This window comes from Chitinophaga sp. YR573 (assembly GCF_900110995.1).
Classification (GTDB): Bacteria; Bacteroidota; Bacteroidia; order Chitinophagales; family Chitinophagaceae; genus Chitinophaga.
Map to the genome: position 1 here is coordinate 3,151,532 of NZ_FOJF01000001.1, position 16,235 is coordinate 3,167,766.

Here is a 16,235-nt window from a genome sequence, read left to right on the forward strand (position 1 = left end):
ATTTATAATATTTTTCAAGAGGTCCAGCTAAGGAGAAAGAAGTGTTTATTCTCTTTAAATGAATACGCAGGCGTAATACCTGATACCTCACAAATCTGCTTGATAATGGATAGCCCAAGGCCATTGTGATTACTGTGCCGGGCCTCTTTATAAAAACGCTGGAATAACCGGGACTGGTCCAGGGCATGGGGCGGACCGGTATTACAAATCTCCAGACTGTCTTCTTTCAAGGTAATCCCGATAGAGCCACCGGTTATATTATGCTTGGTAGCATTGCTCAGCAAATTATTCAGCAGGATCTCTATCAGTTCAGGATTGGCATTGATCGTAGCCGGTGCCAGCGTTTTAATCACTTCTATCTGGTTATTCTGCCATAACTCCTGGAACTGGGCAATCTTTTCTTCTATATTCTCTTTAATATCTACTGCCTGAATATCCGTAAACTGGTAGTTATCTATTTTAGTCAGCAGCAGTAAAGACTGGTTCAAACGGGAAATCTTCTTAATTCCCACATAAGCGCTCTGTAACGTTTTGCTCTGTGTCTCAGACAGGTTTTCATCCTGTATCAGCAGGTCCAGTTTAGAACGTATGATGGCCAGCGGGGTTTGTATTTCATGAGAAGCATTCTCCGTAAATTCTTTCAGCACCAGGTATTCATCATCTGCTTTCCGGGCTACATGCTGAAGACTCGAATTCATAAAGGAGAACTCTTCAATATCCGTTTCAGGCAGAGTAAGCCGGTTCTTGGTACCTAACTTGAAATTCCGCATAATACTTATCGTGGTATAAAATGGCTGCCATAGTTTGCGCAGCACAAGACGGTTGATAAGCAGGGAAGAAATAATGATGATGAAGATAGTAGAGATGGTAAGTATAACAATCGTGCGTAAAAGTCTTGTGGTAGCTTCTGTTGGTTTAGTGATGGTGATCTCATAATGTTTCTCTCCTGCGAGGATAAAAAAAGTAAGCACCCGGAAGGTTATTTTCTTTTTCATTGCAGGATCATACAGCTTACGGAACGCTATCTCAGACCCTGTTCCCGGGGAAGATACAGGAGCATAAGTAATCTGTTCATCATCTATCAGCCTGTTCGTAGGAAGCTGGTGATGTTCCGCTACATATTCTTCCAGCTTATCTTTAATCACATGCAGATCTCTGTCAGACTCATTCAGCAGTACATAACTCAACACAATGTAATAAGCACAACTGGATAACAGGAAAACAATTACCATTACAAACAGGTTGATACGGTTGTATCTGGTAAATAGTTTCATATTGATTTTATTGATTAATGGTGAACTTATAACCCATGCCATACACGGCTTTAATATAATCAGGGCATCCCGCCTGCATCAGTTTTTTACGCAGGTTTTTAATATGGGTATAAATGAAATCGTAGCTGCCAGCCATATCAATATCATCTCCCCATAAATGTTCTACGATAGCTTCTTTGGTGATGACACGGTTTTTGTTGGCGAAGAAGTATACCAGTAGCTCATACTCTTTCCTGGTAAGATCAACAAGGACACCTTTTGTACCGGTCAATGTTTTATCCTGGATATTGAGGGTAAGACAATCTAAGCGGATAATAGTTTTCCCTTCAAATGATTTTCTCCGGATAATGGCAGATACCCTGGCACCTAATTCGGGGAGATGAAAAGGTTTAGTGAGATAATCATCTGCTCCCAGGTTAAGCCCGAGTACTTTATCATCCAGAGAGTTTTTAGCGCTGATGATAAGTACCCCTTCTGATTTATTGGATGCTTTTAATTCTTTGAGGATATCAAGTCCATCCCCATAGGGGATAGTAATATCCAGTATGATACAGGCATAATCATACAGATGAATCTTTTCACTGGCAGTATTGAAGTCGTATGCTGCTTCGCAAATAAAGTTTTCATTGTTCAGATAAGTACAGATACTATCCGACAGCTCCTTTTCATCTTCTACGATTAAAACTTTCATGTATAAAAATTTACAATACTAATTGCTCATGTAGTCTGATAAGTGTCGCCTCCGGATTACTGGTAAATCCCGGATGTACTTTGGAGGTCTGTAATATGGTACTACGTGTAGCTGTGAGCCAGCGGAAACGGGACGCCATATCCAGGCTTGCAATAGTTCCTGTTTTATTTCCTATGCAGATCTGGTCGAATGCATGGAGATATTCTTTTAGTACAGCTATATCTAAAGATGCACAGAAAGCAGAAAGCCGTTGTTCGTCCAGTGTATAAATCGCCTGTAAAAACCTTTGTTGTTTACAATAAAGAATGACACCGATATTGAGAAATTCTTCCCGTTCAACCCGTGGCATAACCCGAATAACGGCATACTCAAATAAGTGATTTTCTTGCATTTTGTGCTTCTTTTACAAAGATTTCCGACGTAGCGATTCTTGACGTTAAAAATTGTGCGTATACCTGTCTGCGTTCTTCCGCTGTCTCTTCTTCTGATCCTGATGCCAGCCATGCGTCCGGGACTACAGCAACTATCGCCTTGATTTTTTCCGGAGTAAGGATCGCGCGGAACGCTGCATCCACTTCTTCCAGCTCAGATGCCTGGGGTAGCAGCACATGATCCTTTACATGTACGAATGGGCGTTTAGCCTGTTCTTCCCAGTTTTGCCAGGAATGATGGAAATAAAGAGAAGCCCCATGATCTATTAACCATAACTCCTGGTGCCATATCAGCATATTGGTATTACGGGCGGTACGGTCTACGTTAGTGAGCAGGCAATCCAGCCATACGATCTGTGAGGCCACTCTAGGCGCTACTTTATTAACGGTAGGGTCAAAAGTGATGGCCCCGGAGAGGTAATGCAGCGCAAGGTTAAGTCCTACGCTTGCCTTCAGAAGGTCCTGTATTTCTTCATCCGGTTCTGTTCTGCCAAATGCTTCGTCGAGGTTGGCAAATACCAGTTCCGGCATTTTTATTCCAAGCGTACGGGCTATTTCGCCTCCTATTAATTCTGCTACCAGCGCTTTTACGCCTTGTCCGGCACCACGGAATTTAAGCACGTACAGAAACCCATCATCTGCTTCTGCTATAGCAGGTAATGAGCCCCCTTCGCGCAATGGTGTGACATATCTTATCACATTGACGGTTCTGAGTTCAGGCTTATTATTATCCATAAGTAGATCGGAAATTAACCAAATTTCCGCTATTTCAGAGGAATTACCGCAGTCGCTTCTATTTCAATCATCACATCATCTCTGAACAGTTTACTCACCTGTACCAATGTACTTGCAGGTGGATGCTGTGTATTAATAAACTGGTCTCTCACGGCACGTACAACAGATATCTTCGATACATCAGTAATGAAATACCCCAGCTTCACGATATTCTCCATCGTACCGCCATTAGCTTCAACAATACTTTTAATATTCCTGAAAACCTGCTCCGTCTGTTTTTCAAGATCATCTTTGCCTACCAGGGTCCCTTGTTTATCCAACGCTACCTGACCAGACATAATAATCATCTTAGCTGTACCAAGATCAATTACTGCTGCATGGGAATAACCTTTGGGAGTAGCCAGGGCAGGAGGGTTTACTAATTTTACGGTAGTCTGGGAAAAGCCCTGCAGGGCCATAAAGAGAGCGACTAATAATAAAACGGGTTTCATCTTAACGGATAATTTAATAAATTTTATAACCTGGTTACACCTTTGGCTGCCAGCCCTTTTCATACTCCCTTCTCCATAATTTCATCGCTTCATCATCATGCAGAATGTGTCCATTGGAAGGATCTGTATGTAATATTCTGCCGGTACGCTGGGCAATATTGCCTAATAAAGGCAGCAGCGCACTACGGTAACCAATATTTATCTCCGCATTGAGTGCGGCATTGCCTCGTATGCTTTCCAGGAAGTTATTAATATGTATAGCGTCATAATATTCCCCGGCCGGGCTCACGGTATTAGTCACGCTCTGATCGGTATTAGTTGACTGTTTCACATCTTTCACCACCTTTCCTTTCAGGTCTGTAATCTTATAGCTGTCACCTCCGGTATTATACAAACTGCCATTTTCCCCATAAAGCACAAATCCGCGGTCACTGCCCTCAAGACTGAAGGGACTGCAACTCCGTCCTTCCCAGGAAATAGCTTTTCCGCCTTCAAATTCAAAGTTCAGTGTTTGCGTATCCGGTGTTTCCCAATCATCTCCGGAATAAGCATAACGGCCGCCTGCGGAAGTCACTTTAGTAGGAAACTCCACATCCATGAACCAGCGTAAGCAATCCAGCTCATGGGTTCCGTTATTACATGTCTCTGAAGTGCCCCAATGCCAGCGCCAATGCCAGTTGTAATGCACAATATTATCCAGGTAATCCCGACGAGGTGCCGGTCCCTGCCATAGATCCCAGTCCAGCGTTCCCGGTACCGCTATTTTTTTACCCGCCCCTATAGGCTGACGGTTATTCACATACCAGCTTTTTCCATAATATACTTTGCCTAATACATGTTGTTCTTTCACCTCTTTTATCGCCTGTTGCATATTAGGCCAGGAACGGCGCTGACTGCCCATCTGCACATGCCGGTTATATTTTTTTGCAGCAGCAAGCAGCAGTTCACCTTCCGCGGGGTTATGGGCACAAGGCTTCTCCACATAAACATGTTTGCCGGCTGCCGTAGCCATAATTGCCGCCGGTGCGTGCCAATGGTCCGGTGTGGCTACAAAGAGCGCATCAAAATCGGAACGTTCCAGCAATTTGCGTATATCTTTTATAACGGTAGGTTTGCGGTCCTGGGCACCTGCTATGGCTTTCAGCCCTTTTGCAATGGCGGAGTCTTCAACATCACAGATATAGCCTATTTCGGCACCTGGTAGCTTAGCTGCACATTGTGCCAGCCAGTTCCCTCTGGAATTAACACCCATTACTCCCAGTACCAGTTTATTACTGGGTGCATTTTTCCCGAAGACCGGGAAGTTGAGAATAGTTAACCCGGTTCCTATGCCGGCAAGGCTACCTGTTTTTATAAAGTCTCTTCTTTTCATAACGTAGTTTAAACAGCATGAATATAGAAAAATAAATAAGGGGTTTACATAATTTATGATGAGTGAAAACCCCATTCTTTTGTCATATACGTAACAAAAAATAAGGATAAGTAACAATGTGAAAGTCTGATGATAGGAATTGAAAAGGGAATCATTTTTTTTAGTAGTAGAGGGGATGAAATTTTTTTTCGGCTCTCAAACTTTTATTATTTTCGGCTTCCAAATGAGACTAACTGTATTTTTAGTATGCCTATGCGTCCTTCTGCTAAAGGGGTATGACTATGTATATACAGGTACCAACACTTCAGCTCAGCATAGTGAAAAAGCACAACTGGTAAAATTTAAACATACCAGTCAGGGCCATTCTTTATCCCAGGATACTGACCCGGATGATGATAATGAATATCTCATCGGTGATGATCCTGAAGATGATGATACGGATAGTTTTTTTGCCAGAAAATATAGATTGCTGGTCAATGCCAGTTTGATTAACTCCCATCTGTTTTCTTTACAATATCTCCATAACTGCTGCAAAGCCCCTCTGAACTTTGGCAGTCTTTCATCTTATAAATATATCACACAACAAGTCTTAAGGATCTGATCAATAACATGTATCAGTTACCTATGTGCGATCATGTATGTAAACCTGAGGGTTCAGGTCTCACCTTGCGACTGATATCTTTATTTGTTCAAAGGAATCTTTGACTTTCCAACCATTCAAACGTTCAATATCCATTTAATATCATGAAGAGAATTGTCATGTTCACATGCTTGTCTGTTATATTGTACCAGACAGGCTGTAAACCTAAAAAAGAAGAAAAGGAAGAAGCCAGCAAATACACCGCTACAAGTCCTTTACGGGTTGATACTTCCTTTACCAAGGAGTATGTTTCGCAGATAAAATCTGTCAGGAACATTGAAATCAGGGCCCAGGAAAAGGGTTACCTGCAAAACATCTATGTTGATGAAGGCCAGTTTGTGAAAGCCGGTCAGCTGTTGTTCAGGATCATGCCTAAAATATATGAGGCAGAACTGGTGAAAGCACAGGCTGAAGCAGAAGGTGCAGAAATAGAACTGCAGAACGCTAAAACCCTGGTAGATAAAAATGTGATCTCAAAAAATGAACAGGCAATGGCGCAGGCCAAACTGGATCAGGCAAAAGCCGAAATGGCACTGGCTAAACTCCACCTGTCATTTACAGAAATCAGGGCCCCGTTTGATGGAACGGTTGACCGTATCCCATTGAAATTGGGAAGCCTGATCGATGAAGGTGCTTTATTGACCAGCCTTTCAGATAACAGCCAGATGTTCGCTTATTTCAATGTATCTGAGCCGGAATACCTGGACTACGAAACCAATACAAAAGATCGTGGAAACACCAAGGTAGGTCTGCTGTTAGCAAATAATACTTCCCTGAAGTATAAAGGAAATGTGGAAACTATTGAAAGTGAGTTCGATCATGAAACAGGAAACATTGCCTTCAGGGCAAGATTCCCAAATCCCGATAAACTGTTGAAACATGGTGAAACCGGTAAGGTCTTAATGACTGTTCCGCTTAGCCATGCATTGGTTATCCCACAGAAAACAACTTACGAAATTCAGGATAAGATCTATGTTTTTGTGGTTGACAAGAACAATGTAGTAAAATCAAGGAATATTACCATCAGTGGTCGTATGCCCGATCTGTACGTTGTTGAAAGTGGCATTTCAGAAAATGATAAGATCCTGCTAGAGGGTGTTCAGAAGGTAAAAGATGATGATAAGATCAACTATGAATATCAGGTACCTCAGGAAGTTATTTCTCATCTGCGATTAAAAGCAGAATAGTAGTTTAATCTCTAATAGCATAGATCAATGTTTAATAAATTTATACAGCGGCCGGTACTGTCAATAGTCATATCGCTGATCATCGTCTTCCTGGGGATCCTGGCTATGACTTCATTACCGGTAACGCAGTTTCCTTCCATATCACCGCCAAAGGTGAATGTGACTGCAGAATATCCCGGTGCCAACGGGGAGTTAATGATCAAAGCGGTTGTCATTCCTCTGGAAAGAGCTATCAATGGTATTCCGGGAATGAAATACATGGAATCATCTGCGGGTAATGATGGTGAGGCTAACATACAGGTAGTATTTAACCTGGGAACAGATCCTAACCAGGCTTCGTTGAATGTGCAGAACAGGGTGGCGTCAGTGGTAAATAAATTGCCGCCGTTAGTTGTTCGTGAAGGTGTAAAGATTACCCGTGAGGAATCTAACATGCTCCTGTACATTAACCTTTACAGTACAGACCCTAAATCAGATGAGAAATTCCTCTTCAACTTCGCGGATATTAACGTGTTGTCGGAACTGAAAAGAGTGGATGGTGTTGGATTTGCAGATATCCTTGGGAACAGGGAATATGCCATGAGGATCTGGCTGAAACCCGACCGTATGCTGGCTTATAAGATCTCTGCTGATGAAGTGATGAAAGCACTGGATGAACAGAGTCTGGAAGCCTCACCAGGTAAAACAGGTGAAAGCTCCGGTAAAAGGTCCCAGACATTTGAATATGTATTGAAATATCCCGGTAGGTTCAGCACAAAGGAAGGATATGAAAATATTGTTTTAAGGGCCAGTGCAGATGGTGAAATATTGCGTCTGAAAGATGTGGCAAATGTAGAATTCGGCTCTTCGATGTACGATATTTACTCCAACCTGAATGGTAAACCTTCAGCTGCAATTGTACTGAAACAATCATATGGAAGTAATGCCAGCCAGGTAATCAGGGATGTAAAGGCGAAAATGGCGGAGATCAAAGCAAATTCTTTCCCTAAAGGAATGGATTACGAGATCAGCTATGACGTTTCCAAATTCCTGGATGCCTCTATTGAAAAGGTAATTCACACCCTGGTGGAAGCCTTCATCCTGGTGGGATTGGTGGTATTCCTGTTCCTTGGGGACTGGCGCTCTACGCTGATCCCTGCAATGGCTGTACCGGTATCTCTTATCGGAACATTCTTATTCATGCAGTTCTTCGGTATTACACTGAACCTCATCACCTTGTTCGCATTGGTGCTGGCAATCGGTGTGGTGGTGGATGATGCCATTGTGGTAATTGAAGCGGTACATGCCAAGATGGAAGAAGAACATCTTTCCCCGCTGAAGGCTACAAAGAAAGCGATGCATGAGATCAGTGGAGCTATCATTGCGATCACCTTCTTAATGACAGCGGTATTTATTCCGGTGGCATTTATGTCTGGTCCGGTGGGAATATTCTACAGACAGTTCTCCATCACCATGGCAACGGCCATTGTGCTTTCTGGTGTGGTTGCATTGACCCTTACTCCGGCTCTTTGTGCCATGATCCTGAGAAATAATCACGGACAGCAAAAGAAGAAAAATATACTGGATAAATTCCTGGGTGGTTTTAATAACTCGTTCAACCGTCTTACAGGAAGATACCAGAAAGTGCTGGGTGTTATCGTTAACAGAAGAGCGATCACCTTTATCATGCTGCTTGCTTTCTGCGCCGGAACGTATTTCGTGAATAATACCCTGCCTTCAGGATTTATTCCTAATGAAGATCAGGGGATGTTCTATGCTATCATCCAGACTCCCCCGGGATCATCCCTGGAAAGAACAAATGATGTGGCTGAAAGAGTGCAGAAACTCGCTCAGGGCATTGAAGGAGTACAATCCGTTTCTTCCCTCGCAGGTTATGAGATCCTGACAGAAGGAACCGGATCAAACTCAGGTACATGTCTGATCAATCTGAAAAGCTGGGAGGACCGGAAACATTCTGCTCAGCAAATCATGCAGGAGCTGGAAGAGAAAACCAAAGATATTGGAGGAGCTACCATTGAATTCTTTATGCCACCTGCTGTGCCGGGGTATGGAGCTGCCGGTGGTTTCGAATTGCGCTTACTGGATAAATTAGGTTCCGGTGATTATAAAAAGATGGAAACGGTGAGTAATGACTTTGTGGCGGAACTGAATAAACGCAAGGAACTATCCTCTGTATTCAGCTTTTACAGCGCCAGTTTCCCTCAGTATATGCTGAGAGTTGATAATGACATTGCCCAGCAAAAAGGGGTGTCTATCGACAATGCCATGAATACGCTTTCCACACTTGTGGGTAGTAACTATGAGATCAGCTTCATTAAATACGATCGCCAGTACAAGGTGATCATACAGGCATCGCCGGAGTACAGGGCATTGCCTGAAGACATCCTGAAGTTATATGTAAAGAACGACCGTGATGAGATGGTGCCTTTCTCTGCTTTCATGAAAATGGAAAAAGTGTATGGGTTATCAGAGATCACCAGGCATAATATGGCCAATGCATCGGAAATAAGTGGTTCGTCTGCTCCTGGATATAGTAGTGGTGAAGCCATTAAGGTGATCGAAGAAGTGGCAAAGAAAACTTTACCAAGAGGATATGGGATAGATTGGGCCGGTATTTCGAAAGATGAGGTGGGCCAGGGTAATCAGGCTATTTACATCTTCCTGATCTGTCTTGGTTTCGTATATCTGATCCTGTCTGCACAATATGAAAGTTTTGTACTACCGATGGCGGTAATTCTTTCATTACCGGCTGGTATTTTCGGGGCATTCATGTTGCTGAAATTATTAGGATTGGAGAATAACATTTATGCGCAGGTGGCGATGGTAATGCTTATCGGTCTGTTAGGTAAGAATGCTGTACTGATCGTGGAGTTTGCTGTTCAGAGACACAGGGGAGGAGCATCCGTATTAAGTGCTGCAATGGAAGGTTCTAAGGTAAGGTTCCGTCCTATCCTGATGACTTCATTTGCATTTATCGCAGGTCTGATCCCATTGGTTTTTGCTTCAGGCCCGGGCAAAATTGGTAACAGAACAATTGGTACTGCTGCTGCCGGAGGTATGCTTTTCGGAACCATTTTCGGAGTGCTGGTTATACCCGGATTGTACTACATATTCGGCAAAATCGCAGAAAAACATCTTCTTGTTAAAGATGAAGAAGAAAATCCTTTAACCGAAGAAATTGATCATAATGTATAAGTTCAGAATAAATCAGTGCATTGGGCTGCTGAGTGTTTGTCTGGTGATAGCAAGCTGCAAGGTCCCGGCGATCACATCTTCGGATGAGAACAAGCCAGTTCCCGGCACTTATAACAATAATGGGGATACAACCAATATTTCAAATATTGAGTGGAGAAAGTTTTTTACAGACCAGAACCTGGTGAGCCTGATCGATACTGCGCTGAAAAATAACCAGGAGTTGATGATGACCTTGCAGGAAATTGAGATCGCAAGGAATGATATCCGGGTGAGGCAGGGTGCATTACTTCCAACAGTTGGAGTAAGGGCAGGAGCAGGTGTTGAAAAAGTAGGCAGGTATACCAGTCAGGGTGCCGGTGATGCCTCTACGGAGATCGAGCCGGGGAAAGAAATGCCGGACCCGCTGATGGATTATACCATCGCTGCTTATGCGAACTGGGAAGTGGATATCTGGAAAAAACTGCATAATGCTAAGAAAGCTGCCATTACCAGGTATTTATCAACGGTTGAAGGCAAGAATTTTGTAGTGACTAACCTGGTCGCAGAGGTAGCTAATTCTTATTACGAATTGCTGTCTTTTGATAATCAGCTGTTGATTGTAAGACAAAACATTGAACTGCAAAAGAACGCGCTGGAAATAGTAAAAGTTCAGAAAGAGGCTGCCAGAGCAACAGAACTGGCCGTTAAGAAATTTGAGGCTGAAGTACTGAAGTCTCAGAGCCTTGAATTTGAAATTCTGCAAAACATAACGGAATCTGAAAATAAGATCAACTTCCTGTTAGGCCGTTATCCGCAGACAATAATCAGGGATAAAAGCAATATGTTGGATTTGTTGCCAGCTGTAGTCAATTCAGGAATCCCTTCACAATTACTGGCTAATCGTCCGGATATTAAAAAGGCGGAACTGGAATTAACAGCGGCGAAGCTGGACGTGAAAATTGCCAGGGCAGAGTTTTATCCTTCATTTGGTATTTCAGCGGCGGCAGGACTTCAGGCATTTAAGCCATCCTACCTGGTGAAGTTCCCTGAGTCCTTGCTTTACTCTCTGGCAGGAGATCTTGCAGGACCATTGATTAACCGGAATGCTATCAAAGCTGAGTTTAGCAGTGCCAGTGCACGACAATTACAAGCCTTGTATAACTATCAGCGTACCATTCTGAATGCATACTTTGAAGTGTCTACACAGCTTTCGAACATCGGTAACCTTGAAAAAAGTTATGATCTGAAGGCTAAACAGGTAGATGCACTAACGAAGTCAATCGACATTTCTAATGATTTGTTCAAGTCCGCAAGAGCTGATTATTTTGAAGTCCTGATGACGCAAAGAGATGCTTTGGAATCTAAATTGGAACTGATAGAAACTAAAAAACAACAGATGAATGCTGTAGTGAATATCTACAGAAATCTGGGAGGCGGTTGGAAATAAAAACTACTCTGACTTTTGGGTGCAGGGCTTCGCCCTGCAAAAACCCTTCATAAAAAAGCCGGCAACAGAATGTTGCCGGCTTTTTTTATTTATAAAATAATTACTGTATCATCAACTTCGTACTCATCACTTTCTTATTCTTACTGCTAACATCAACATGATAGATACCGGCAGGTATAGAAGAACTAATAGTAAAAGTCTCATTCGCTTTTGCTGTCTTCTTCAATACTACTTTGCCAGACATATCAGTAAGTGTTACTATCACATCCGTAATCGCCGGATCAGAGATACGGATAGCAAAACTATGTTGTGTAACAGGGTTAGGATAAATAGCGCCAGTACGTTTTCCCTCAACTGAACTACTTCTTGCAGCGGACTCAGATCCATCTGCCTCAAAGTGTGACCATGCATACGGGCCAACATAATGAATATAATAATTGCCATTCACCCTTGCCGGAAGACTGTTAGACCAGGTATTGGTATAGTTAACGCCATTGATCTCCAGAAGGCTCAGGTTCCAGGAATTGATGAAAGAAATATTACCTGAGATAACGTAGCAATATTCTCCCGCACCATCTTTTTTGAATGGAAGTGTTACCGGACTTGGATTATCACAACTTCCCTGATTTCCAGTTTGAGTAAAGTTTGCTGTTATAGCTATGTTGGTATTTACGGTTACAGTAACAGGATTGATGGTATCTGATATGGCTCCGCTCCAGTTGCTGAACTTATATCCGGTTGCCGGGATTGCAGTAATTGTAACAGAAGTTCCTTCAGTATAAGTACCACCGGAAGGATTGAGCGTAACAGATCCTGAGCCGGTTACCGCTGTAGTGATTGTATATTGTTTGGGCACTACCACGTTTGTAACTGTGATAGCAGCGCTGGCAGTAAATCCGCCATCCACAGTAGTAGCAGTGATGGTAGCTGTACCTGCGGCCAGGGCTGTTACAAGGCCGGTACTGCTTACAGTAGCAATAGCAGGCGCACTGGAAGTCCAGCTTACATTTTTATTGGTAGCATTAGACGGTAATACTGTAGCTGTGAGTTGCTGGGTGGTGTTGATATTCAGGGTATCCCTTGCAGGGCTTATAGTTACCCCTGTAACATGTACTACCGGAACTTGTGTTGGCGTATTGCCATATACAAGCACATTATCTACATAAAGAGGGATGTTGGAAACTTCTTTAAGAGTGCCGTCAACATTCTGTGAAGACCAGTCGTTGGAAGGATTCCAGGCAGCAGCACTGGCTTCATAAGGAAGTCGTATGCGTATCTGCGATTCTTTTCTTGACTCACCCTGTCCGCCAGGCCAGATCTTGATGCTGGAATTAAACGTTACTTCAGTATAATAAATATGCAGCGTAGAATCCCATGGCATTAACTGCGTAAAAGTAACATCCGAATTATTAGATGAAACAACATATTGTGAAGGAGTATAACCTGCCGTCAGTCCTTCTGAAACATCAATGAACAAACGGAAAGCATGTTTGGATGCAATGCGTGCAGGCCATGCAGTATGATTGTTTACCCACACGGACCATTCAGTATAAGTATTTCCGCTGCCATTTAATTTTGCTTCGATCAGGAATTCACCGGAAGGAGTTTCTGCAACCGGGAAATTGGCCAGCGGTGTTCCTCCGTAATCCTGAACAAGCTTTGCAAGCAGTCCTGAAAAAGCAGCATTGTAATCACAGGCAACTTCATTGTTTACATAGTTGGAGCGATCATCCGTGTAGGCGTCATTACTTCCCGGGCCACCTACCAGTGCACCATATAAGGTATGCCGTGTTGCCGTAGGAGGGCCATTCAGATTATTGGCCCAGGCTCCATGCGCAGTACGGTGATGTGGTTGAGTAGGCGGGTTATTGCCAAATCCGCATACATAGCTGCGGTTGTTGGGATTATTACCCAGCGCATAGTTCATTTGTTGCTGCGCAAAAGTATAGTACTTTGTTCCTTTGGCGGTTGTTGTTGCCGCATCCTTGTAATAAGCTGCCAGGAACCCGGTATTGATAGCATATCTCAATGCGCCCCATACATCCAGGAAGGCCAGGCCACCGGGAGTATAAGTAATACGTTGACCGTTATAACCATCTGTCCAGTAGTCGAGGTGTCTTTCTATATCTTCTTTGTATTGGGCTTTACCTGTAAGTTTTGCTAACAGGGCATAACATCCGAATGATTTGTCATCCCAGGCAAGTCCCCACTTATAAGACTTGATAGTACTCTGGGATTCTACGGATAGGTTAGCATAATAGGTTTCTGCCTTTGTCAGCCATGCAGCATCGCCGGTAGCGCGATATAACCAGATAGCGCCCCATACCAGTTCATCATTGTAGCCGCTGTAGGATTGATAATATCCGGCAGCATCAGTGATGGCGCCGGTATATGTTCCGCGATAAGTGTCGGCAAAATTGTATAACTGTATGGCATGGCTCAGCAATGTGGAGCTGTACGATGGATCATCCGTTTTAAATACCATACTGGCGGCTGCCATCGCTGCTGCTGTTTCGGCAGCAAGGTCTGAGCCCGGGTGTGTTTGATCGATCTTGTAAGCAGGGCGGGACATGGCCATTACTTCCGACGATCCCCACCAGGCATGATCCGTACCACCATTGCCAACCTGTCCATACAATTCGTTAGGAGCTGTATGACAACGAATGAAATAATCATTTACAAACCGAAGGTTGCTTTTCAGGTATTTCATTTGTCCGGAAGCATTATACCCGGCGGCAAAATCTACACCTCCCCATGCCAGCATGGTAGCGGAGAAAGCCATAGGAAAATTAAATTTGACATGGTCACCGGCATCATACCAGCCGCCTGTCAGATCATGGCCTACATCACTGCCATCATTCATAGCGGAGTTGGCACGCCAGGCTACCCGGTTATCCGAAGGAAGTTGGCCGGATCGCTGGCATTCATAGAAGAACATCGACTTTTGCAATGTTTCTGCATAGTTGAAACTCTGTGCATAGCTGAATTGGAGAAACGCCATCAGTAAAATGGTACCAAGCAGGCGCAATTTGTGCGCACGCGCAGGTTTTTCGAGGGTAAATCTGGTTTTCATCGGGTGTATTTTATGGTTAAAATGCAATGAGTATTCCATTGGAACTCATCAACTGTTATCAGGTATATGGGTTTTTAAAAGAGTATGTTAGTTAAGAATAGGTTTTAGCAATAGTTTTCAATAAAGAATTTTTCTGCCTATGGCAGGGCAAACAATATAATTCTACAAGTTTACAGAAATTACATACGATAAACAAGGAGTCATTAAAAATAATAATAATCTAATTAAAGTCCTATGACCACCATTTTAAAGGGGTTTCAATTTGATCTACAGAACTTACTATCAAATCCGGTTTAAAGGCATACTGGCTTAAATCTTCTTTTTTTGCAATCCCGGAAAGTACCAGAATTGTTTTATATCCCATCTGTACACCTCCCTGTATATCAGTTTCCATTGTATCTCCCACAACGGTTGTTTCAGCTGTTTCCAGTCCTAAATATTTCCGTGCAGAACGCATCATCACAGGGCTGGGTTTTCCGGTAACAAAAGCTTTCCTTCCGGTGGCTTCCTCAATCATGGCGGTAGTGGCAGCAATACCTAAGTTGTTCCATCCTGGTTTTTTAGGAGAAGGGTCCCTGTTGGTAGTAATAAATTTCGCACCTGCCAGAATCATATCTACGGCGCGCTGAACCATCTCTAATGTGAAATTTCTGCCCTCTCCTAAAACAACAAATTCCGGGTCTGAATTCACCAGGCTAATGCCATTTTCGTGCAAACTGGTTAACAGCCCTCCTTCACCCAAAACGTATGCTGTATGAGCGCCCTGATCCCCAAGGAATTTCCCTGTAGCCATAGCGCTTGTATAAATATGGTTTTCAGTAACTTCAATACCAAGAAGCTTGAGCTTCCGTACGGCATCAAGTCTTGTTCTCTGACTATTATTGGTCATAAAAGTAAAGGGGATATCATTTTTAAGCAGATTCCCAATAAATTTATCAGCACCTTCAATTAGAGTTTCACCACTATAAATGACGCCATCCATGTCAATCAAAAGTCCGTGTTTCATATATTTATGCGATTAGTATAAAAATGAGCATTCCCAGATTTAACAAATATAACATATCTAAAGGCAAGTCTCATATAGGTTAGGTTATACTTTACAAGAAATAACAGGAAAAAAGTGTTAGTTTAATCCGCAAATCAACTGATTGACAACTAGTGTCTCAAATACTGAAAAAGAACTTTTCTCACGTATCGCAGAAGGGGACGAGCAGGCCTTTAAACAGCTATATCTTCAATACCTGCCAAAGCTCCGCCCTTATCTGGTAGACATGGTAAAATCTGCAGCTGATGACGTTATACAGGAAGCTTTCATCCGCATCTGGATGAACAGGGACAAACTGTCAGCCATCGAGTATCCTGCATCCTGGATCTTCAAAGTAGCTGCCAATGAATGTTATAAGGCGCTCCGGAAGATCTCCTATGACATGAAGATCTCTGACAACCTTAAGCAGGAACACTTTGAGGAACCGGATATCCAGTATAAACAAACAAGGGAGTACGTGAATGAAGCCATTGCACAACTAACCCCGCAGCGGAAAAAGATCTATGAAATGAGCCGGCTGGAAGGCAAAAAGCCGGCGCAGATTGCTACTGAGTTGAATTTGTCTGTCAGTACGATAAAAAATACACTGACCACCACCCTGGAACAAATAAGGACCTACCTGGCTGATAAAGGTATCCTGCTACCCATTATCCTGATCTGGTATTTTTTTTAAAC

At 43.0% G+C, this 16,235-nt stretch carries 13 protein-coding genes; 5 read left to right on the top strand and 8 right to left on the bottom strand.

Annotated elements, in window-relative coordinates:
* Positions 1–14 precede the first annotated feature (14 nt).
* From BMW86_RS13315 to BMW86_RS13340, 6 genes are read right to left on the bottom strand one after another with little or no spacing between them, the layout of a single operon-like run.
* Positions 15–1,274 (bottom strand): sensor histidine kinase, encoded by a 1,260-nt coding sequence (locus BMW86_RS13315; RefSeq protein ID WP_177189253.1) that lies wholly within the window; start codon positions 1,272–1,274, stop codon positions 15–17.
* Positions 1,275–1,281: 7 nt separating this feature from the next.
* Positions 1,282–1,965: a response regulator transcription factor gene (locus BMW86_RS13320; protein ID WP_089782239.1), complete on the bottom strand. Its 684-nt coding sequence runs from the start codon at positions 1,963–1,965 to the stop codon at positions 1,282–1,284.
* Between the two features lie 10 nt (positions 1,966–1,975).
* Positions 1,976–2,356, bottom strand: coding sequence for a DUF3037 domain-containing protein (locus tag BMW86_RS13325; RefSeq protein WP_089782240.1), 381 nt, complete (start codon positions 2,354–2,356; stop codon positions 1,976–1,978).
* Positions 2,334–3,131, bottom strand: a complete 798-nt coding sequence (locus BMW86_RS13330; RefSeq protein WP_089782241.1) for a HipA family kinase — start codon at positions 3,129–3,131, stop codon at positions 2,334–2,336. Before BMW86_RS13330 ends, BMW86_RS13325 begins: the two co-directional genes overlap by 23 nt.
* A 29-nt stretch (positions 3,132–3,160) precedes the next feature.
* Positions 3,161–3,622 carry a RidA family protein gene (locus BMW86_RS13335; protein ID WP_177189254.1) on the bottom strand — a complete coding sequence of 154 codons (462 nt, stop codon included), beginning with the start codon at positions 3,620–3,622 and terminating at the stop codon, positions 3,161–3,163.
* A 34-nt stretch (positions 3,623–3,656) separates the two neighbouring features.
* Positions 3,657–4,994 (bottom strand): Gfo/Idh/MocA family protein, encoded by a 1,338-nt coding sequence (locus BMW86_RS13340; protein WP_089782243.1) that lies wholly within the window; start codon positions 4,992–4,994, stop codon positions 3,657–3,659.
* Between the two features lie 223 nt (positions 4,995–5,217).
* Here BMW86_RS13340 and BMW86_RS13345 point away from each other — a divergent pair, with 223 nt between their 5' ends.
* The 4 genes from BMW86_RS13345 (at position 5,218) to BMW86_RS13360 (ending at position 11,442) form a co-directional block, all read left to right on the top strand.
* Positions 5,218–5,595 (top strand): hypothetical protein, encoded by a 378-nt coding sequence (locus tag BMW86_RS13345; RefSeq protein ID WP_143056566.1) that lies wholly within the window; start codon positions 5,218–5,220, stop codon positions 5,593–5,595.
* A gap of 143 nt (positions 5,596–5,738) precedes the next feature.
* Entirely contained in the window at positions 5,739–6,821 is a 1,083-nt protein-coding gene (locus tag BMW86_RS13350; RefSeq protein ID WP_089782245.1) for an efflux RND transporter periplasmic adaptor subunit, read from the top strand.
* 27 nt (positions 6,822–6,848) lie between these two features.
* Positions 6,849–10,016 (top strand): efflux RND transporter permease subunit, encoded by a 3,168-nt coding sequence (locus BMW86_RS13355; RefSeq protein ID WP_089782246.1) that lies wholly within the window; start codon positions 6,849–6,851, stop codon positions 10,014–10,016.
* On the top strand, positions 10,009–11,442 hold the full coding sequence (locus BMW86_RS13360) for a TolC family protein (protein WP_089782247.1): 1,434 nt from the start codon (positions 10,009–10,011) through the stop codon (positions 11,440–11,442). The genes BMW86_RS13355 and BMW86_RS13360 overlap by 8 nt, the downstream gene beginning before the upstream one ends.
* 100 nt (positions 11,443–11,542) lie before the next feature.
* On the opposite strand, the gene BMW86_RS13365 is transcribed toward BMW86_RS13360, so the two are convergent.
* Both BMW86_RS13365 and BMW86_RS13370 read right to left on the bottom strand, forming a co-directional pair.
* On the bottom strand, positions 11,543–14,515 hold the full coding sequence (locus tag BMW86_RS13365; RefSeq protein WP_177189255.1) for a glycoside hydrolase family 9 protein: 2,973 nt from the start codon (positions 14,513–14,515) through the stop codon (positions 11,543–11,545).
* 232 nt (positions 14,516–14,747) lie between these two features.
* A complete protein-coding gene (locus BMW86_RS13370) occupies positions 14,748–15,521 on the bottom strand; it encodes an HAD-IIA family hydrolase (RefSeq protein WP_089782249.1) in 774 nt (257 codons plus the stop codon).
* Between the two features lie 142 nt (positions 15,522–15,663).
* Here BMW86_RS13370 and BMW86_RS13375 point away from each other — a divergent pair, with 142 nt between their 5' ends.
* Positions 15,664–16,233, top strand: coding sequence for an RNA polymerase sigma factor (locus BMW86_RS13375; protein ID WP_089782250.1), 570 nt, complete (start codon positions 15,664–15,666; stop codon positions 16,231–16,233).
* Positions 16,234–16,235 lie beyond the last annotated feature (2 nt).